Genomic DNA, 18624 nt, shown 5'->3' on the forward strand with positions numbered 1-18624 from the left:
GCGCCAATGTCCACCGCGAAGGTTTCGGACGGTACCCTCGACCGTGTTGCCACCACGCCCCCGCCCGCCATGATGCCCCGGTTTGAAACCCCGCTTCATCGTCAACGCGCGCTCCGGCGGCGCCGCGCGCGCCCTCCCTGCCGTCCGCGCCTATGCCGCCGCCCGCGGCGTGCCCGTCGTGCTCACCGAGCGCTGCGGCCACGGTGCCGAGCTCGCCCGCGCCGCGCTCGCCGAGGGCTGCGAGCTCGTCGTCGCCGTTGGCGGCGATGGCACGATGAACGAGGTCGCCTCCGCCCTCGTCGGCACGTCCGCGACCCTCGGACTCGTGCCGTGCGGTTCGGGTGACGGCCTTGGGCGCTGCCTCGGGCTGCACGGTCCGGCGGAACACGCGCTGCGCGTCCTCGACCACGGCCACCCGCGCCGGATCGACACCGGCACCGCCGACGGCCACCCGTTCTTCACCGCAGCCGGCCTGGGCTTCGAGGCCGAGATCGCCCAGCGTTTCAACCAGCTCACCCAGCGCGGCTTTCTGCGCTACCTCAGCACGGCCTTTCGGCTCTGGCGCCAATGGATCCCCGAGCCGTACGAGATCACGCACGCAGGCGGCACGGTCCGCGTCTCCGCCTTCACCCTCGTGGTCACCAACGCCAACCAATACGGCAACGACGCCCGCATCGCCCCAGCCGCGCGCGTCGATGACGGCCGGCTGAACCTCACCGCCATCCCGCCGGTAACCCTCCTGCGCGCGATCCCGCTCGTCGTCCGACTTTTCGCCGGCGATGTGACCCGCGCGCGCGGCGTCACCGCCCTTGTCGGCGACCACTTCATCGTCCGGCGCCCGCAGCCCGGCTGGCTCCACACCGACGGCGAACTGCGCACCGCCGGCGCTTCAGTCGAGTTTCGTGTGCGTCCGGCCAGCCTGAGCATTCTCTGCCCCGCGCCCTGACGCCCATCGGCCGCCTCGCCACCCGCCTCAGGCCACTTCGGCGCCGCGATGGGGCGACTGCGACGGCCCCGAGCGGCGCTGCGCGTGTCCGCGCCGACCCGCACCGGTCGCCGCCATCACGCGGTTCCGCCCCGCCGCCTTCGCGGCGTATAGCGCCTCATCAGCCTCGCGCAGGAGATCGAGCGAGGTGCGGGCATCATCCGGCATCGAGGCGACGCCGATGCTGATCGTGACCCGCAGCGAAATGCCCTCGGCGATCGGAATCGGATCCAGTTCGAACGCCGCGCGAATCCGTTCCGCCACGCCGAGCGCGGCCACGCGATCCGCCTGCACCAGCAGCACCGCAAACTCCTCGCCGCCGTACCGCGCGACGCGGTCGACGTTGCGGGCCTGCGCCCGGAGCCGGCGCGCCACCTCGCGCAACGCGATGTCACCCACCGGATGCCCGTGGGAGTCGTTGATCATCTTGAAGTGGTCCACGTCCGCCATCAGCAGCGCGAGCGGCTGGTTGAAGCGCAACGCGCGTTCCTGCTCCTCCTCGAGCAGGCGGTCGAACTCGCGGCGGTTCTTCAGTCCCGTGAGCTCATCGACCGTGGCGAGCTGCCGCAACGCCTCGAGGGTGTCGGCCAGCTTCATCGCGTAGCGCAGCGAGCGCTCGAGCAGCCGCGGCGTGATCTCGCCCTTCACCAGGTAGTCGAGCGCCCCGGCGTCCATCGCCTCACAGTCAACCCGCGCCGAGGTCTCGGCGGTGAGGAACACGATCGGAGTGCGGCAGCCCTCGCGCACCGCCTCGCGGATCAGCTGCAGGCCATCGCGCGGCCCCAGCTGGTAATCGAGCAGGCAGACCGCATACGCCCCGGTGCGCAGCTGCTGCAGCCCCGCCTCGTACGTCCCCGCCCAATCAAGTTCGTACGCGTCCCGCGAACACTGGCGCAGCAACGCCCCCGTCAGAAGGAACTGCGCGCGATCATCGTCGATGAGCAGGACTCGCCGAAGCATGGGAACAATGGAGCCGGGATTACGCCCCAACCCCGCCCCAACACAAGACGGGATTCGGCGGCGGCGCTGCCGCCGCCGAAGTGAAAGTGCCCGACGGGGCTGCGCCGCCGCGGGAGTGAAAGTGAGAGTGAAAGGGGCGAACCGTGGAGCCTGGAGCCGGCGACAGCGCACCGTCTCGTCCGCGCGCCTTCACCATGCCCGCCAGCGCGATCGGCCAATCGGACTGACCTGATTGATCCGACCGATCCGACTAATCGGACTAATCCGTCTTCCGGCTTCCGGCCTCCGGCCTCCGGTTTCTGGCTTCCGGCTTCAGCCCTTCAGTCTTTCAGCCCTTGCGCTGAGCGCCCCGCGCTCAGCGCCGAGCGCCGCGCGCGAGGTCGTTCGCCTTGGCGCCCACGGTCGCCACGATGCGCGCGCGGTCGCCGAGGTTGTCCTTGATGGCGTTCACGAGCGCGCTGCCCACGACGACGCCGTCGGCGTGCGCCGCGACCTGCGCGACCTGTGCCCGCGTGCCGATGCCAAACCCCACCACCATCGGGATCTTCGTGTGCTTCCGAATCCGCGCCACCGCCTCCGGGATGTTCGCCGCGACCTGGTCTCTCACGCCCGTCACGCCTTCGCGTGACACGTAGTAGATGAAGCCCGTGGTCGACGCCGCGATCGTCTCGATCCGCGCCTCGGGCGTCGTCGGCGCGATGATGCACACCGTGCCCACCTCGTGCTTGCGGCACGCCGTCGCCATCTCCGCCGCCTCCTCGGGCGGCAGGTCGAGCGTCAGGATCCCATCCACCCCCGCTTCGCGCGCCTGCCGCACGTAGGCGTCCACGCCGTTCGAGAACACGAGGTTGTAGTAGGTGTAGAAGACGATCGGCGCCTGGCTGAATTCCCGGATGCGCCGCACAAGTTCAAACACCCGCGCCGCCGTCATCCCGTTCTCCAGCGCCCGCTGCGCGGCGAGCTGGTTGGTCAAGCCGTCCGCCAGCGGATCCGAAAACGGCACGCCGAGTTCGAGGATATCGACACCATTGGCGAGCAGCGACTGGCACACCTCGAGCGAGGTGTCGAAGTCGGGATCACCCGCGCAGACATACGCCACGAACGCGGCACGGTTCTCCGCCCGGGTCCGGGCAAACGTTTCAGCAAGGCGAGACATGCTGGAAGTTCGCCACAAACCCCGCCCCAAACACCACCCTTTTCTCGCCCCCACCCAGTACAGTTCACCCGCAATCCGCCCAGCGGAGCCCAAGCGCCTTCGGGGTCCGACTTCCGACCTCCGGCTTCCGGCTTCAAGCTTCCGGCCTCCGACTTCCGCCCTCACGCCTCCCCTCCCGGCCTCGGGCCTTCGGCATCAGCGTTCAGCTTTCAGACCTTCAGCCTTCGCGCGGCGCCGCGCGCGCGCCTAGATCTCGAAATCCACGACCACCGGCAGGTGGTCGGACAAAATCGAGCGCACGATCTCGCACCGCGCCGCCTTGCAGCCCGCCGGGAGAAACACGAAGTCGAGCGCCCGCCGCGGCAGCGGCGAGGGAAACGTCGGCTGCCCGTCCGGATACAGCTCGTAGTCGCAGTAGTCCGAGAGATGACTCAGCAGCGACGCCGTCGCGTCATCGCGCGTCCCCGGGTTGTTGAAGTCCCCGCACACGATCGGCGGCGTCAGCCAGCGCTCTGCATGCAGCCGGTGCTTTTCGCGCAGCCAGTTCAACAGCCGGTCGAGCTGACGCAGCCGTTGCGCGCGGGAGCTGAAGTGCAGGTGCAGGTTCACCAGTGGCAGGATGCGCCCGCCAACGTCGAGTTCGACGTACAGGAACCCCTTCTCGCCCAGCCGGCGCTGGCCGAAGACCACCGTCTCCGCGACGTGGATCGGATGCCGCGACAGTAGCGCGTTGCCGTAGCTCAGGTTGAGCAGGCCCGTGCGGCGATTATTGATCCCAAACACCGCATGCGGAAACCGCGTGTGCACGCGCAGGTAATCGAGATGGTCGAAGTTGCCCGCCCAGCGGGAGCGTTCGTCGATCTCCTGCATCGCCACCATGTCGGGCGCCAACTCCTCCACCAGGTCCGCGATCCGTCGCAGGTTCAGCCGCAGCTTGCGTTGCGAGGTGAGCCCCTGGATGGGCGTAAGCCCCCGACCGTGCGCGATGTTGAACGTTACGAGGCGGAGCCTCGGCATGCGGCGTACATAAGACCCGCGCCCCCAGTCCGCGCAAGCGCAGGGTCCGCGCCGGCCCGGCGCCATCCGTCCGGGCGGCGCGCGGTCTGGAGACGACAGAACATCAGGTACGATCGCGCCCCGTGCGCCGACTGGACGGCACCACGATCACCGCACACGGCGCGCGCAGGAGCACGCCATGCGTCGTGCTGCCGACAAGGAGGTCATAGAGCGCGGTGTGACCGTGCGAGCCCATGACGATATAGTCGGCCGCGCGTTTCTTCGCCTCTTCGAGGATATGGTGCACCGGCGGACCGCTGTGCTGCACCGTCTCGCACGGCACCTGGTCCGCCTCGAGCTTGGCCTTCAGTTCATTGAGCCGGCGCTCGGTGGACTTTTCCGCGGCCACGGCGATGTCGGCCAGATTCTCCACGAACGGGGCATATTCCGTGGCGACGATTGGCGGTTGCACCACCGCCAGCAGCACCACCCGACCGGCTTGCGTCTTCGCCAACTGCGCAGCCTCCGCGACAACTTTGTCGGTGATCCCTGAAAAATCGACTGCCGCAACAATCGTTTTCATGCCCCAAGTGAACCTACATCCCGCCGCATTGCCACCTCCGATTCACCGCGGAGGAAACTTTCTCCAGCCGCCGGACATCCCCGTCGCGTCGGGCTCGCTGAACCATTGAACCGCGAACACTCGCGAACCCAGCCGCGAAAACCCGCGGTGTTCGCCGCCGCCCACGCACTCGTCTCGCGCAACCGACCGCACCCCGTTTTCGCGCCCTTTCGCGCCTTTCGCGGTTTCCCCCTCTTCATCCGCGGCCGATCGCGCCGAGCACCTTCGCTCCCGAGCGTACTCAGCGCCCGGGCCCCTCATTCCCTCAGTCCTTCATTCCCTCACTCCCTCGGCGCCGCGGCGTTAGCCGTAGTGCCGCCGCCGTGCAGCGCCGCGAACATGGCCTCAATGTTCTCCGGCGGAACATCCGGCAGGATGTTGTGAATCGTGTTGAAGACGAACCCGCCGCCCGGCGCCAGGATGTCGACGCGTCGGCGCACGTCGTCGCGCACCTGCGCCGGCGTGCCGTGATTCAGGATCGCGCGCGTGTCCGCGCCGCCACCCCAGAAGGTCACATCCTTGCCAAACTCCGCCTTCAACCGCTCCGGTTCCATATCGCGGCACGCCGTCTGCACCGGATTGATCACCTCGAAACCCGCCTCGATCAGGTCCGGCAGCAGCGCGTGAATCGACCCACACGAATGCAGGAACGTATGCATCGACGAGTGACGATGCACGTACTCGCACATCCGCGCATGGCGTGACTTGAAGAGCCGGCGGTACATCGCGGCCGACATGAACGGCCCCGTATCCATCCCGAGGTCGTCGCCGAACCGGCACACGTCGGCGATATCGCCGACTGCCGTGCACACCTTGCGCAGCGTCTCGAGGTGGATCTCCACCAGGGCGTCGACCAGCCGCTCGACCTGCTCCGGCTCCGCCGCGAGATCCATCAGGAAGTTGTCCATCCGCCGCAGAAACGTGCCCCACTCGAAGAGATTGCAGCCGACGACCACCATGATCGCGCGGTCGGTCGTGGCCCGGAGGTGGAGCGCGTTGGCCCGCAGTCGCGCCCAGAAATCCGGTGCCGCCGCGGCGTCCCACGGACTGTGCGCGAGCGCCGCCCAGTGCACCTTGCCCATCGCCGCCGGCAGGCCGGCGAGGTCGTCGGGATAGCCGTCGATCCAAGGGAAGCAGGTCTGGTCGTAGAAATTCATGCCCGGGAGCTGAATCGCGATCTCGGTGCCATCCGCATGCCGCGCGCGATACGCGCCGTCGGCGCCCAGCTCCGGCCGAAACCACGCCGGATACTCCGCGCGGCTGCCATCCCACAGGCTGACGTCGTACCAGTCGCTCGGCCTCGCGTTGAACGTCCGGCCGAGGTCGACCACGTCGATGCCGTAGCGGTCGAGGATCACATCCTCCGGCTGCGCGAGCTGTTGCACGACATCGTACACGCGCGTGCTCCCCGCCTTGAGTCCGAGGTGCGCGCGGAGCCGGTTGTAGGCGACCGCCGAGATGCCGGAGCTCGGCGTGGCGCCGAGATCAACGGGGACGCGGTCCGGTTCACGATGCGCAATGCTGGCCAGGATACGTTCGCGAGGGGTCATAGGGTGCACCGCCGGGCCGCCCGGCAATGTCACCCACATCTAGCGCCCGTTCCGGCATCAGGGAAGCCCGGAGACAACCTGCCGCCCCTAGTCGGGCCGCCAGTAGCGCGACGCCGCCGGGCAATTAGTGACCGATCGCCGCGCTGAAACAGGATTTGTCATTATCCTCCTCCCATTCAGGCTGCCCCCAAAGTCCGCAAGCTGCGCGCCTCTCTTTCCATGCAACGCCAGATCCTTGTTCTCCTCGGCCTCTCGGTGGTCGGTTGGTCCGGCTGCACCAACCCCATCAACGCCCACACTGCCCGACGGTATTTCGAAGCAGCCCAGGGTGCCGAAGCCGAGGGTGATCTTCCCCGCGCGCGGATGCTGTACTCGCGCGCCGCGGGCAATACCGACCTCGGCCATCTGGACGCGAATTCCAGGGCCCACGCCTGGTTCGAATACGCCCGCCTTTCCGGGTACCTCGGCGAGGTCGCCGAGGCGGAACGCACGTACGAGCGCGTGCTAACCCTGATCGACGCTGGCGTCCCAGAGGCTGAATCGCTGCGCGCCCCGACGCTCGCCGAGTACGCACGCCTCCTGCAAAACAACGACCAGCCGCAGCGCGCGTCGCCCCTCTATGCGCGCGCCGTCGCCGCGCTGGAGCGAGTCTCTGCCGCCGACAGTGATCCCATCGGCTTCGCGCTCTTCCTCGAAAACTACGCCCAATGTCTACGTTCCGTCGGCGACGCACCCGAAGCCGACCGGATCAAGGAGCGGGCAAACGCGCTGCGAAACCAGCATCCCGGCGTGAAAGCCAAGTTCACGAACGATCACCAATACGCCAGCGCGGCACGCGCCGCGTCCGAGCGGGGAGACTGGGCTGCGGCGCGGCGGTTCTGGCAATTGGCCAATGCCGCCGCGATTGGCGGAGCCGAAGATCCCCGTTTTGTTGCCGTCACCCATTACGAGTATGGTCGGAGCCTCGGGGTCACCGGACGCTTCGCGGAGGCCGAAACCGAGCTCAAGACGGCGTTGGCGCGTGACACCGAGTCGGGCGGAGAGCCCCACTGGGCGCTGACAGAACTGGCGCGGCTCAACCAGGCGCAGCACAAGTACGAGGCGGCCGCCGAATACTTCGAACGAAACCTGCCCATCCTCGACGCCGCCCGCGCAGAGCAACGCAACCCCGCCGACATGGCAGCCTTCCTCGCCGATTACGCCGAGTGCCTACGCCACGTCGGGCGGACGGCGGAGGCGGATCAGATTTCGGCGCGCGCAACCGCCCTCGCCGCCACCATCCCCGCCGGCGCCGCCCCCGCCGATCGCACGCCCTACGGAACGCAAACCAGCGCCAAGAAGAGCGGCTAGCGTTCTGCGGCAAGCCGCGGGGCGAACCGGGCCCATCTGACCTCGAGCGCTCGATGCCATCTCGGCGCCAGCCCTGCGCCCCCCTCATCGACCGCTTTCTCCTCGGGCGGGCCGGCCTGTTCTTTTCGTGGCGATAGCCGCTCCGCAGCCGGCCCCAGCCCCCGATCAGCCACTGCCGGGGACCAAGGCCGCCGATGGCACAGACAAAACCCGCCATCAGAATTCGTACCGCGCGGACAACGTATAGGTTCGGGGCCTCTCGTACGTGAAACCGCCGGGCACCTGTACGCGGGCATATTGCGTAAAGTCATTACCATAGGCGCGGCTCACCGTGGAGATATAGATCGGATTGTCGTAGTTGAACACGTTGTCGATCGTCAGATTGAAAACGATCGTCTGGTTCTTCCGAAACTTCCACGGGTAGCCAAGCGTGACGTTGGCCAGACCGTACCCCCGTTCCCATATCGCGGTATAGGCACTGACGTCCGGATCATCGATCGCCGCGGTGGTCGGTGACGTTGGATTGGGCAACTGATCGGCGCCGCGGTAGCCGATCACCATCGGCCCCCGGTAACGCCAGCCGGCCCCCACCAGCAACCCCTTCAGGCGACCTTCGGAAAAGCGATAATCGGTATAGATTTTGATGGTATATTTTACGAGGCGCAGTTGGACCTGCGAGTCTGTGACCCAATTATTCATGGCCGTCATGATCCCGTTGAAAGCGTCACGTCCGGTCGCGGCGTCGATCGACCTTGGCGCATTCGGGTCCGTCGGCAGCGAAGCCGTGTCATTGTTGAGCACGATACCGGCGTCGAGCGCGATGAGGCGCAGCGTCGGCAGATTCGCGAGCACCCAGGCCCGCGTCTCGCGAAACGCCCCCTGCTGGATCGCATTCGCGGTGCCAACGCTGGCATTCATCCGCCAGCCGCGGGTGAAATTCGCGGTCAGCTCAAATTCATACCCGTGCGATTTGCGGTCGGACTTGTCGCGCCATTGGTCGGGAAGCGGACCGAGATTCCGGATATTGCGGCTGCTCGGGCTGTCATCGCCAATCGCATTGGTGTTCAGAAACGTGTTGAAGTTCGTGTAGCCCGCGGGATTTCCCGCATCGAAGTCCTTCTCCTCGCTTTCATACGCCTGCAAATTGGCACTCACCCGGCCGCCCGGCAGATTGTAGCGCACGCCATAATCGTAGCCCGTCGACGAGCTGGGGGCCGGCGTCTTGTAGTCGATCGTGAACAGGCCCAGACCACCCGGGTTGAAGGTTTGCGCGAAATTACCCCAGAGCGAGAAGCCGCGTCCGAGATTCACGATCGCCCCGATCGACTTGGTGGTCTTGTTCTTCGTTACGCTCGGCGGGTTGTAATCGTTCTGGAACCGGTCGTTGGCGTACTGCGCAAGCGGGACGCCTGAATTGGCATCCAGGGGACGCGCCGCCGCCGGCGCCGCCGGGCCGGTGATCTTGCCGGTGGCATCCTTGGGAAAATAGGTCAGCGAATCATAGTCGCTCGGCGCCTTGCCCCGATAGATATAGGCCTTGGAATTGGCCACATATCCCGTGGGGTAGTCCATCGCCCGCAGACCAACCTTCTGCTTATTCTCGGTCTCGTCCATCCGCACGGCCCCGAGCACGATGAACCGCTTCTTGAAGAACCCCACGTGCGCCGCGGCCTGGTTGAACGTCGTGGTGTTCCTCTGGTTGATCACGCCACCATTGGCCGTGTTGTTGGTCGCCAGCGCCCATACCGGGGTGTAGGTTGTCTTCGCCCCAGTCTGCGGATTGATCGCGGTCAAAGGCACCTCCATGCGCGGCATGCCAAGGCTCGGCTTGTTATAGTAGTGCGTGAAGCGGAGCAACCGGCTCCGTCCATTGTTCGCCAGCAGCCCCCAGTAGCGCGGATCCGCATCGATTGGCAGCACGCCGTTTTCCCGCGTGGAAAAGGCTTCGGAGTCCTCGATGCCCACCATCGCATTCAGCTTCACTTCCGCCCAGCGGAAGGTGTCGACATAGGCGGCGGCCAAGCGCGCCGACCGGTTTTCGTTCTCGCCCAACCGGCGGTCCATGCGGGCGCGCATGTACGGTTCGAGGAAATTTGGATTCGCCGTTCCGTCCGGCAGGTTCTTGTTCAGGTCGATCCACACGCCGCCGAATCCATCGAGGCTGCCATTATTGTAATAGAATGACGCGTTGCCCAAGTTGTTGCGTTTGTTATAGTCGCCCGCCAGCTCGAAAAACAGCGTGTCGCCCACCCGGTGACTCAGGTACGCGACGATATCGCGGTAGCGATCCTTGCTGAGTGGCACCGCCGGCAGAAACGTGGACCGGCGCGTCGGGAGCCTGAAGGTCGACCCGGCGGTGGCAGGGCCGTAAAGCTCCTCGTCGGTCAGTCCGCGCATCACTTGGTCGATGAACGGTGATGCCTCAATGTTCATCGCCCCCCGGCTCGACGCATGCCGTCCGTTGATCGCCCGATTGTTGGCCCCGGAATAGCCCACGGTCGTCATGGTACCGGCAAAGTTCATCAGCGTGTTGTTGTCGGGTCCCCACATCCAATATTCATTATTGAACGGGTTCGCGGTGGTGGGGGCTCCAGCGATTCGGGTGACGCCGAGCGCGGTGAATTTTGGGTCGACCGATGAACCCGTCAGAGGCTGCAGCGCGCTGTAGGTTGTGACACCATCCCAGCCTGAAAGCCGGTCGCGGGGTCCGAGGGTATACGTGCTCTCCTCCTTCTCGTAATATTCGCCGGCGACGCGCAGCTCGGTGTTCCGCGTTAGGTTGATGGTGAAGGACGGGGCGAAGCCCTTCTTCTTGATCACCTCGTCATCCCGCCACGTGTCGCCCCGGTCCCACATCAGGTTGAGCCGGACCGCCGAGTTCTTGGTGACGGGGTGGTTCGTATCGGCAGTGGCCCGCGTGCTGCCATACGAGTCAAACTGCGCCGCGATCGTGGTGCGGTTGCGGCCCAGGCGGGCAAACTTCGTCATCGCGTTGGCCGTTCCGCTGATCGTGCCCTTTCCAAAGAGGATCGAGTTGGGCCCGCGAGTGTAATCGAAGCGCTCGAGGTTGTAGAAGTCCCAATTGTAGCTTCCGGGAAAGAAGTTGCGCTGGGTGGCATTCGCCGCGATTCCCCGCACCGTCGCGACGGTGTTCTGGGTGCCACCAAGCGCCACGCCGCCCGACTGTTCCTCCACATAATTGGCGCTGCTCACCGCCCACTCCTGCGCCTGCTCCAAGGTGGTGATATTGAGCGCCTCGATGAACTCCCGCGTCTGCACCGAATACGCCACCGGCGTGTCGGCGAGATTGCTGGTCATGCGGCCACCCGCCAGCGCGGTCGCCGCGACAAAACCTCGATCGCGATCCGCGTTCACCGTGAACACGTCGAGCATCAGGGTATCGTCGTCACCGGCGGCGCGTTTTGCCGCCGTGGGCGCCGGGGCGGCCGCCTGCGCGAACGCACCAATGGCGAGCGGGCCCAAAAACAGGACCGAGAGGAGCAGGCCCTTCGACCGGGAAAGGCGCCGTAGCGGCAGCAGCGAGTCAGGCAGTTCAGATTTCATTCGAGGGTATCCATTGGGGTTGCTGGTGGGGTGAAGGCAGCGCGCGCAGCGCACGCTCGCCGGCGTTCCAATGCCACTCTCTTCGACCACGTTCGTCGCTCAGACAATGGAGGGTTTGGTAAACGTTGACCAACTTGCCGTCGAGGACGTCAACGTCTACCACGGTCGGCGTTGCGGAGGACCACACCTGTCGGCTGTTCATCTCCGGCCCGCCGCGCTACGCCCTCGTCTGCCGGGCCGCCCCACCCCTGATCACGCCCTCATGACTTCCCGAAGAATCCCTGGCCTCCGTTGGTATGTTGTGACCCTCCTTTGCGTGGCGTCCGGGCTTAACTACCTCGACCGGCAGACGCTCTCCGTGCTGGCCCAGACCATCCAGGACGAGCTGCACCTCTCCACGGTGCAGTACGCCGACATCACGTCCGCGTTCCTGCTCAGCTATACCATCATGTACGCGGTGAGCGGCGTGATCGTCGACCGGCTGGGCACCCGGAAATCGTTCCTCGTCTTTGTGTCGGGGTGGTCCGTCGCCTGCATCCTGCATGCCTTCGCCCGTACCGCCGCCCAGTTCACCGCCTTTCGCTTCCTGCTTGGCGCGACGGAGCCGGCCAACTTTCCCGCCGGGGTCAAGGTTGTGTCCGAATGGTTTCCCATGCGGGAGCGCACGCTCGCGGTCGGGATCTTCAATGGCGGCGTTGCCGTCGGCGCCGCCATCGCCGCCCCGCTGATCTCCTGGATTGCGCTCACCCATGGCTGGCAGTCCGCCTTCGTGCTCGGCGGGGCGCTGGGCTTCATCTGGGTGGCGCTCTGGGCCGGGTTCTATCGGCTGCCGCGGGCACATCGCTGGCTCGGCGCGGCAGAACTCAAGTTGATCGAGGCCGGAGACGCGCCGACCACCGAGCAACCGGCTCCCGTGCCCCTGAAGCGACTGCTGCGCCTGCGCGTGGTCTGGGGCTGCATCCTTGCCCGCATGCTGCTGGATCCTTGCTCCTATTTCTTCACTTTCTGGATCATCAAGTTCCTCCAGCAGGAGCGCGGCTTCGATCTCGCGGCGGTGGGAAAATTCAGCGGCATCCCGTTCGTCGCCCTTGCCCTCGGCAACCTCGCCGGCGGCGCGGTGCCACGGATCCTGATCGGCTGCGGCTGGACGCAGGATCGCGCCCGCAAGGTCACGATGCTGGTGACGTCGCTCGTGCTGCCCGCCTGCTTGCTGCTGGTCACGCGTGTCCCTTCGCCGGGCGTCGCCGTCGCCCTCATCAGCGTGGCCATGTTCTGCCATGGTGCTTGGGGATTCATGGCCCTGCCCGCCGAGGTCCTGCCCAAACGCGTCATCGGCTCGGTGACCGGAATCGCCGGTGCCATCGGCGGCGTCGCCGGCATCCTCACGCAACAGGCCATCGGCTGGACCGTGCAGACCCTCTCCTTCACCCCGGTCTTCATCGCCTGCGCCGCCGTCTACCTCGTCGCTTTCGCGGTCGTCTGCCTGCTCATCGGCCAGATCGGCCGGGAACAGGTGATTGCGGCATAGCGCTCGCCCTCCGCCGCGGCGCTCCTTCAGTTGCCGTCGGTAACCGTCATCAAGGCCACATAGCTCCGCGGGCCGAGCGTCGTGGTCAGCGCCGGTGCCGCCCCAAAGTTCTTCCCGCTCACCAGGTCGACCGTCTCGCCTCGCCCGTCCGCCTCCCTCCATCGCAGCGCCAGCGTGCGCGGTTCCGCGCCGTGGTTGAAAGCGACGACCAGGCGTTTCCCGCCAAGTTCGTAGGCCATGATTGATCCGGCATCGAAACCTTCTCCGATCACGAGGTCGCCATCACACCGCCGCCCATCGAGGAGAAGGTCCTCGATGTCGGCCGCCAGCGCGGTGACCTGGCCAATGGCCGCATACGCCGCCCCGTCGAGCACCTGCTGGTACCAGATGCCAAATCCCCCCGTCCCGTACATCAACGCGCACATCAGCCGGTAGCTGAAACGTTCCGGACTCGGCGCGCTGCTCTTTGTGAAGTTCTCCAGGTACATCTCTGCCGGGACAAAGGGACGCGGCGCCAGCGCTCGGGCCGTCGCTGTCAGATCACCCGGGCTGCCCGCATAGCCGGCAGTGCCAAATCGGATGCCACCGATCTTGCCGAGCAGGCCCCAATCCGTCGCGTATCTGGCCCGCGTCAGAGCCGCCAGGCGCCCCGCATGCTTGTATCCGCTGTAGTAGCCATAATCCAAACCGGGATCCACCGCCGTGACGCTTTCGGACAGAATCGCCGACATCTGCGCCGACTGCCAGCAGCGGAAGTCGATCCACGCGTCCCGATAACGGTCGCTGATGATTCGCGCCGTCAGTTCGAGCTCCGCCGGAAGCTGCGCGTGCTTCCGAAACTGCTCCAGCGTCGCCGGGGTGGCCACATCCCCGGCGATTTCCAACCGCTCCGAGTCAAACGCCCTTTCCTCGTTGTCGTTGATGAGCCCGGCATACCCGCTGGCTTCAATCCTCGGTCTGAGGTACTCGACCAGGGCGCGCTTTACGGTTTTCCGATGCTCGATGCACCAGGCGTAACACAGCTCGTTCATCGGAGAGCGGTCCGCATCGAGGCGTCTCGCCTCCGGCAAGGCATCCAGAATGGCCGCCTTTTCCTTGGGCCAAAACCAGAGCCACAGCGGTTTGAGGCCGTACGCAAGGGCCCGCTGGGTCACGACGTCTGCCGAGGCGGAGGGCCGCATGTAGCAAATCTGATTGATCCCCGTCTTGCTCAGGGTCGCGAGGGCTTCGTCCTGATACGCCGCGCTCTTGTCGCTACTGTAGCTGTACAACTGGATCCGCAGCCGGCTCGGGCGCCGGCCATCCAGCCTGGGCAATACCTCCGCCGTCCCCGTCAGAGGTGGCCAGCGCCTTTTTCCATCCGCACTCGAGAGCGCGAACTGGATTGCATATGCGCCGGGCCGGACTCCGCCCGGATTCATCATCAGCGACAGGCTCGCAGCCGACGGGGCGGAAATGCCCGGCAACGCCACGATGTATTCTGCCTCGTCTCCCTGCTCGGACCGCGTCAGCGAACCTGGCACAACGAGATGCGCCGGATTGCCCGCGTAGGCGTTTTGCGCCGTTTCAAAGGCCGTGATCCGAAAGGCCGCGGGCAACTTGATCCGAAGCTCGAGGGGTTGCTGGATCGCGGCGGAAGCGGGGAGCTTCGCCCACACCGGCGTCGAAGCTTCGCCCACGAGGTAGCACCGTTCGGAACGGGGCCACAGGGAAAGGCCGTCATCGACGGTGGACCCATGCGCGGGCGCCCCCAGCAGCATGATCAGGCCCAGGGTGCGGACGACGGACCGGTGAAGATGATCGAACATAAGCAAGGGAGGAGGAGGATCGGCCAGGCGATTGCCTGGCGCACAGGCGCCGAAGCGCCGGAAGACGTCAGGCATCCCAATTGGTTGAGCGGCTGAACCACTACGAGGCGGTCAGCGCAGCGTGGACCACTCCGGCAGGTGGCCATGGCGATCGAACACCGAGTAGTACGGCCCTTGTTCAACCCCCTCGAGCTTCAGCCAGGCGACGATCGCGTAGGATGAAGTGCGAATGTTCAGCCAGCGCTTCTCTCCCGATTCCCACGTCGGTCCATAGCCGTACACGCCGCCGCTGGCACGCTTGTCCGTCGCATGCACCTCCTGCTGCGTCAGGAGATACGTGGCCGCCTTGACCGCGGACTCGAGGTACTCGCGTTTGCCTGTAAGTCGGTAGAGGTCGACCAGCATGATCGGGCCCGTGGCCGCCGCCGGAGGGACGTCTGGCCGGCCGTAGCCCCCGTCGGGACGTTGCTCCCCGATGAGCCAGCGGGCATAGGCCTCCACCCGTTCGAGGTACTTGCGCTCACCGAACGCAGCATAGGCCTGCAGGAGCGCCAACGAGCCGAAGTCGTCATTGTGACGATGCATCTTCTGCATCCCGGCCTGACGGGTACCGTCCTCGACATAGGTGCCGAGCGCCGCGTCGTAGATGACCTTCATGCTGCCGTCGGGCTGGACAAACCGGTCGAGGTAGGCGTCCGCGATCGCCCGCAAGCCCCGAGCCAGATCGGTGCGGTCTCCCGTCACGCGCGCGTAATCGTAGAAGTATCCGGCGGAGCCGCCGTGAAACGAACCCTGGAGAAAGTCGTGCTTGCCGTCGACGACCGACCATTGCCACGCCGGCCATCCGTTCCGAACCGCATGATCGAAGAACCATCGGTTGAAGAGCGCCGCCCGCTCGCGATAGTCCGGCTGCGCGCTCTGCTCGTAGAGCCACAGCATCCCCCACGCCGCGGTCACGGCATCGCGGGGATAGACCCACGGGGTCTGCGGCGAGTACTCGCGAATCGTGCCAAAGTTCTCCGATTGCCGGGCATCCAGGATCTGCAGCGATTTGAGATACTGCCCCGCTCGCAGCGCCGCCTGCAGGTATTCCTTCCCCTCCGTCCGGTGATACACCATCAGCACGCCCATCGTGGCGGCGGCCACCATCCAACTCGCCGTGGCGCGATGATTGGCGGTCTTCGTCTCCGGCGTGTAGAGCTGCATGAAGCGCCCGCAGTTCGCGTCGTAGGGATCCTTGATCTGGTTGGCGACGAGCCAGTCTGCGGTCCGCACCGCCGCCTGCCTGAACTCGGTACGCAGCGACTCGGGCACGACGGCTTCAACCTTGGCGGCGGGGGCGGCCATCGTGCCGGCGGCGCCCAGCAGCGCCGCCAGGAGTGAAGCCGGTATGCGGATTGTCTTCATGGGGAGGGGCGGAATCACAGGTGAAATGGCAGCCGGATCATCGCGGTTCAGCGCGTCGGATCGAAGCCTCGCTCCAGCAGCTCAATCTGGAGAATCAGGCTCCGCGGCAGATGGAAGGGGTCCTTGACCGGCAACGCGACCACATCCTCGATCGGACTCAGATCGCGGCCGAGCTTTTGCCGCCACTCCCCATGCGCCCAGTCGGCAAAATGGTCGAGGCACAGCCGCCAGACGCGCTCGTACCAGTCGAGAAAGGCCGGTCGCTGCTCGAGCTTCCAACCGAGCAGGCTCATGTACAGCGCCTCCGTATGCGGCCACCACAACTTGGTGTCGGGGAACTTCCAGCCCCGGCACTCGCCCCCATTGGCGTCGAATGCCAGCAGGAGCCCGCCTCCATACGCCGCATCCCAGCCGGCCTCCAGGTGCCGCAGCGCGAGCCGCAAGATCTCGGGTTTCCGCTCCCAGCCGGGGCCGCCTCGTGCCAGCTCCCCCACGTGCAGTTGAAACCACATATCCTCGATGACATGTCCCGGAACCACCGCCGTCCCCAGTGGGGCCGGAAACTCCCGCCCATCGCTCCGGATGATCTCCAGAAACAGGTCGCGGTCCTCGCGATAGAAGTCGCGGAAGATCTCGGTCGAGAACCGCACCGCCGCGTTGAGGTACTTCTCCTCCTTCAGGGCATGCCCCAGATCGGCGAGCGCCAGGGACCAGAGCATGGGAATGCCATGTGGCTTTGCCCGGGGCGGAATCGGATACGGGAAATGCGGGATGGTGTCGTAGGGTTGCGCGAGCCTCCGCAGCGCGGTGTCCGCGGTGCGGCATGCCTCCCTCCGCACCTCCGGATCGCGGGTGGCGCGATGGAGCTCCGCCAACGCATACACCGCAAACGAGTCAACGTAGGTGCTCTCAAAGCCGCGGACCTTTCGGCCATCCTGCGCCACCACCAGCGACCAACCGTCGCGCTCCTCGTCCCGGCCGTACCGCAGGCAAAACGCGGCGATCTGCTTCGCGTAACCCAACCAGCGCACGTCGGCGTCGAGGCGATTGTAGATGCGCGCGAACACCCACACGGCCCGCCACTGGCTCCACAGCCATTTGTCGGTGCTGACCACCTTGCCCGCATCGGTGATGCAGGTCAGCAGCCCGCCGCGTTCATCAAAGGCATGCTCCTCCCAGAACGGCAGGACATGGCCAAACAGGTGGTCACGCAGCCAGCCGGCCAACGGGACCCCGTCTCCGCCGCGCAACTGCTCCAGCGCCGCAGAACAGGCACGTTTCGTATCGCTGACGCTTAGGGTGCTCATCGAAATCGCCCGAAGACCGTGGCGGCATGCTACCAGTGCGCGTCGATCCCCGGCTGAAGCATGTCTGCCAGCGCCCGGCCCGTGAGGGCCGTCACCACGTCGTTTTGCGTGAAGGCTCCGAGCGGAGACGGGTTCGACGCATCCCCGCCCGCCTGCAACAGGCCGAACCCACGTTGGTTGGCCCGATTGAGCAGGAAGGCGTTGAAGCGCCGCACGGCGGCGGCTACCCGGTCGTCGGCGCGCACGTTCGTGTAGTACCACACCAGGAGATGGCTGACGCCCGGACTGCGCTTCTGATCGTAGCTCCGGGCCGGGTTCTCGCTGTCCTTGTACCCCCAGGTTCCGTCGGCGTTCTGCGTCCGGAGCAGAAACTCAACCGTGGCACCGGCTTGATCACGCAGCCGCCGCCGCCATGCGGGCTGATCGCAGTACCGGTCAAACGCGATGACCGCCTCGCCGACATATGCCACCGCCTGGAATCGATGCTTCTCCCACAGCACAAAATCGGTGGCCGGATCACCCCGCTTGGCCAGGTCGCCGCCGTCGCCTTTGAGCACGTAGGGGATCGCCCCGTCGTCGCGCTGCGTGCTCATGATCCAGCCCAGCGCCTGGTGGGCGAGCTCGCGGTAACGCGCGTCCTGCGTCGCATGATACAGCCACGTGCAGACCACGCCGCCCGAGAGCGCCGAGGAAATGGTGTATTCATCCCGCCAGGGCACCAGGACCGTTCCCTGCGCCTTCGTCCGAAAGCCGACCCCAAACGCCCCCGAGGGCTGGATCAGCCGGTTGGCCTGAACCGCGGCGATGTACCGCTGCATCGCCGCCCGGTACCGGGCTTGGCGGCCCGGATCGGCGTGGCGGTTGAGCACCATCAGCAGGCCAAGTGCGCTGCCGGTGTCGGCCAGATAGATGTCGCCGTAGCCGGTCTTCCAGAATCCGTCCCCCCCCTGCCGCGCCAGCAGCCAGTCACCGTACGTCAACGCCCGCTCGAGATAACGCCGATCCCCGAACACCTGGTGCCCGGCGACCAGGGTGCGCATGTAGTAGCCGCCGATGAAGATCGTCGGCATCCCGGCCTTCTCCGCGGCAACGTACTCACAGAGATCATGCAGCATCTCGCGGGTGGCGGCGGGCGCGCAAAACACCGACTGAGACGGCTCCGTGGTGGCGGCCCGACCCCGGCCGCTCAGCCCGCACGCGGCCAGCAGACCGCTGAGGACAACCCGTGTCCAGCGCGGCCCGCGCGGACGCGTGGAGGGGAAACGACGAGAGGGAAGGCACATGGCGGCAACGGTCCCGAGCGGACCTGATCAGGCAGGATTCCCGGCGGTGAACCCAGGCTCAAAGCGAAGTTCGGTGGACGTTGACCTGCCCGCCCCCTCCCGCCCGGT

General features: G+C 66.2%; 13 protein-coding genes. 3 read left to right on the forward strand and 10 right to left on the reverse strand.

Annotated features, from left to right (window positions below; all coding sequences use genetic code 11):
• The first annotated feature begins 82 nt into the window (after positions 1 to 82).
• Entirely contained in the window at positions 83 to 946 is an 864-nt protein-coding gene (locus DB354_RS01780) for a diacylglycerol kinase family protein (RefSeq protein WP_107833716.1), read from the forward strand.
• A 27-nt stretch (positions 947 to 973) separates the two neighbouring features.
• Here the strand turns inward: DB354_RS01780 and DB354_RS01785 are convergent, their stop codons facing one another.
• From DB354_RS01785 to DB354_RS01805, 5 genes are all read right to left on the reverse strand, one after another.
• Complete coding sequence (locus DB354_RS01785) at positions 974 to 1945, reverse strand: diguanylate cyclase (protein ID WP_107833717.1); 972 nt, start codon at positions 1943 to 1945, stop codon at positions 974 to 976.
• Between the two features lie 355 nt (positions 1946 to 2300).
• The gene (gene trpA, locus DB354_RS01790; RefSeq protein WP_107833718.1) at positions 2301 to 3101 is read right to left on the reverse strand and encodes a tryptophan synthase subunit alpha; all 801 of its coding nucleotides are present in this window, start codon (positions 3099 to 3101) and stop codon (positions 2301 to 2303) included.
• Between the two features lie 246 nt (positions 3102 to 3347).
• A complete protein-coding gene (locus DB354_RS01795) occupies positions 3348 to 4118 on the reverse strand; it encodes an endonuclease/exonuclease/phosphatase family protein (protein WP_107833719.1) in 771 nt (256 codons plus the stop codon).
• A gap of 103 nt (positions 4119 to 4221) precedes the next feature.
• Positions 4222 to 4680 carry a universal stress protein gene (locus tag DB354_RS01800; RefSeq protein ID WP_107833720.1) on the reverse strand — a complete coding sequence of 153 codons (459 nt, stop codon included), beginning with the start codon at positions 4678 to 4680 and terminating at the stop codon, positions 4222 to 4224.
• A gap of 320 nt (positions 4681 to 5000) precedes the next feature.
• Entirely contained in the window at positions 5001 to 6269 is a 1269-nt protein-coding gene (locus tag DB354_RS01805; protein ID WP_107833721.1) for a uroporphyrinogen decarboxylase family protein, read from the reverse strand.
• A gap of 219 nt (positions 6270 to 6488) precedes the next feature.
• Here DB354_RS01805 and DB354_RS01810 point away from each other — a divergent pair, with 219 nt between their 5' ends.
• On the forward strand, positions 6489 to 7619 hold the full coding sequence (locus tag DB354_RS01810; protein WP_107833722.1) for a tetratricopeptide repeat protein: 1131 nt from the start codon (positions 6489 to 6491) through the stop codon (positions 7617 to 7619).
• Between the two features lie 216 nt (positions 7620 to 7835).
• Here the strand turns inward: DB354_RS01810 and DB354_RS01815 are convergent, their stop codons facing one another.
• On the reverse strand, positions 7836 to 11183 hold the full coding sequence (locus DB354_RS01815) for a TonB-dependent receptor plug domain-containing protein (protein ID WP_107833723.1): 3348 nt from the start codon (positions 11181 to 11183) through the stop codon (positions 7836 to 7838).
• Between the two features lie 316 nt (positions 11184 to 11499).
• Between DB354_RS01815 and DB354_RS01820 the strand changes: the two genes are divergently transcribed.
• The gene (locus tag DB354_RS01820) at positions 11500 to 12711 is read left to right on the forward strand and encodes an MFS transporter (RefSeq protein WP_233256524.1); all 1212 of its coding nucleotides are present in this window, start codon (positions 11500 to 11502) and stop codon (positions 12709 to 12711) included.
• Between the two features lie 26 nt (positions 12712 to 12737).
• On the opposite strand, the gene DB354_RS01825 is transcribed toward DB354_RS01820, so the two are convergent.
• From DB354_RS01825 to DB354_RS01840, 4 genes are all read right to left on the reverse strand, one after another.
• The gene (locus tag DB354_RS01825) at positions 12738 to 14519 is read right to left on the reverse strand and encodes a hypothetical protein (protein ID WP_107833725.1); all 1782 of its coding nucleotides are present in this window, start codon (positions 14517 to 14519) and stop codon (positions 12738 to 12740) included.
• Positions 14520 to 14630: 111 nt separating this feature from the next.
• Positions 14631 to 15926, reverse strand: coding sequence for a hypothetical protein (locus tag DB354_RS01830; RefSeq protein ID WP_107833726.1), 1296 nt, complete (start codon positions 15924 to 15926; stop codon positions 14631 to 14633).
• 47 nt (positions 15927 to 15973) lie between these two features.
• Positions 15974 to 17233, reverse strand: a complete 1260-nt coding sequence (locus DB354_RS01835) for an AGE family epimerase/isomerase (RefSeq protein WP_107833727.1) — start codon at positions 17231 to 17233, stop codon at positions 15974 to 15976.
• A gap of 29 nt (positions 17234 to 17262) precedes the next feature.
• Positions 17263 to 18516 (reverse strand): prenyltransferase/squalene oxidase repeat-containing protein, encoded by a 1254-nt coding sequence (locus tag DB354_RS01840; RefSeq protein WP_146180065.1) that lies wholly within the window; start codon positions 18514 to 18516, stop codon positions 17263 to 17265.
• Positions 18517 to 18624 lie beyond the last annotated feature (108 nt).

The organism is Opitutus sp. ER46 (assembly GCF_003054705.1).
GTDB lineage: Bacteria > Verrucomicrobiota > Verrucomicrobiia > Opitutales > Opitutaceae > ER46.

Excerpts from the sequence above, each read along its gene's own strand:
- DB354_RS01835 (WP_107833727.1), bottom strand. The coding sequence starts at position 17,233 with ATGAGCACCCTAAGCGTCAGCGATACGAAACGTGCCTGTTCTGCGGCG.
- DB354_RS01805 (WP_107833721.1), bottom strand. The coding sequence starts at position 6,269 with ATGACCCCTCGCGAACGTATCCTGGCCAGCATTGCGCATCGTGAACCG.
- DB354_RS01800 (WP_107833720.1), bottom strand. The coding sequence starts at position 4,680 with ATGAAAACGATTGTTGCGGCAGTCGATTTTTCAGGGATCACCGACAAA.
- trpA (WP_107833718.1), bottom strand. The coding sequence starts at position 3,101 with ATGTCTCGCCTTGCTGAAACGTTTGCCCGGACCCGGGCGGAGAACCGT.
- DB354_RS01825 (WP_107833725.1), bottom strand. The coding sequence starts at position 14,519 with ATGTTCGATCATCTTCACCGGTCCGTCGTCCGCACCCTGGGCCTGATC.
- DB354_RS01815 (WP_107833723.1), bottom strand. The coding sequence starts at position 11,183 with ATGAAATCTGAACTGCCTGACTCGCTGCTGCCGCTACGGCGCCTTTCC.
- DB354_RS01785 (WP_107833717.1), bottom strand. The coding sequence starts at position 1,945 with ATGCTTCGGCGAGTCCTGCTCATCGACGATGATCGCGCGCAGTTCCTT.
- DB354_RS01810 (WP_107833722.1), top strand. The coding sequence starts at position 6,489 with ATGCAACGCCAGATCCTTGTTCTCCTCGGCCTCTCGGTGGTCGGTTGG.
- DB354_RS01840 (WP_146180065.1), bottom strand. The coding sequence starts at position 18,516 with ATGTGCCTTCCCTCTCGTCGTTTCCCCTCCACGCGTCCGCGCGGGCCG.
- DB354_RS01830 (WP_107833726.1), bottom strand. The coding sequence starts at position 15,926 with ATGAAGACAATCCGCATACCGGCTTCACTCCTGGCGGCGCTGCTGGGC.
- DB354_RS01795 (WP_107833719.1), bottom strand. The coding sequence starts at position 4,118 with ATGCCGAGGCTCCGCCTCGTAACGTTCAACATCGCGCACGGTCGGGGG.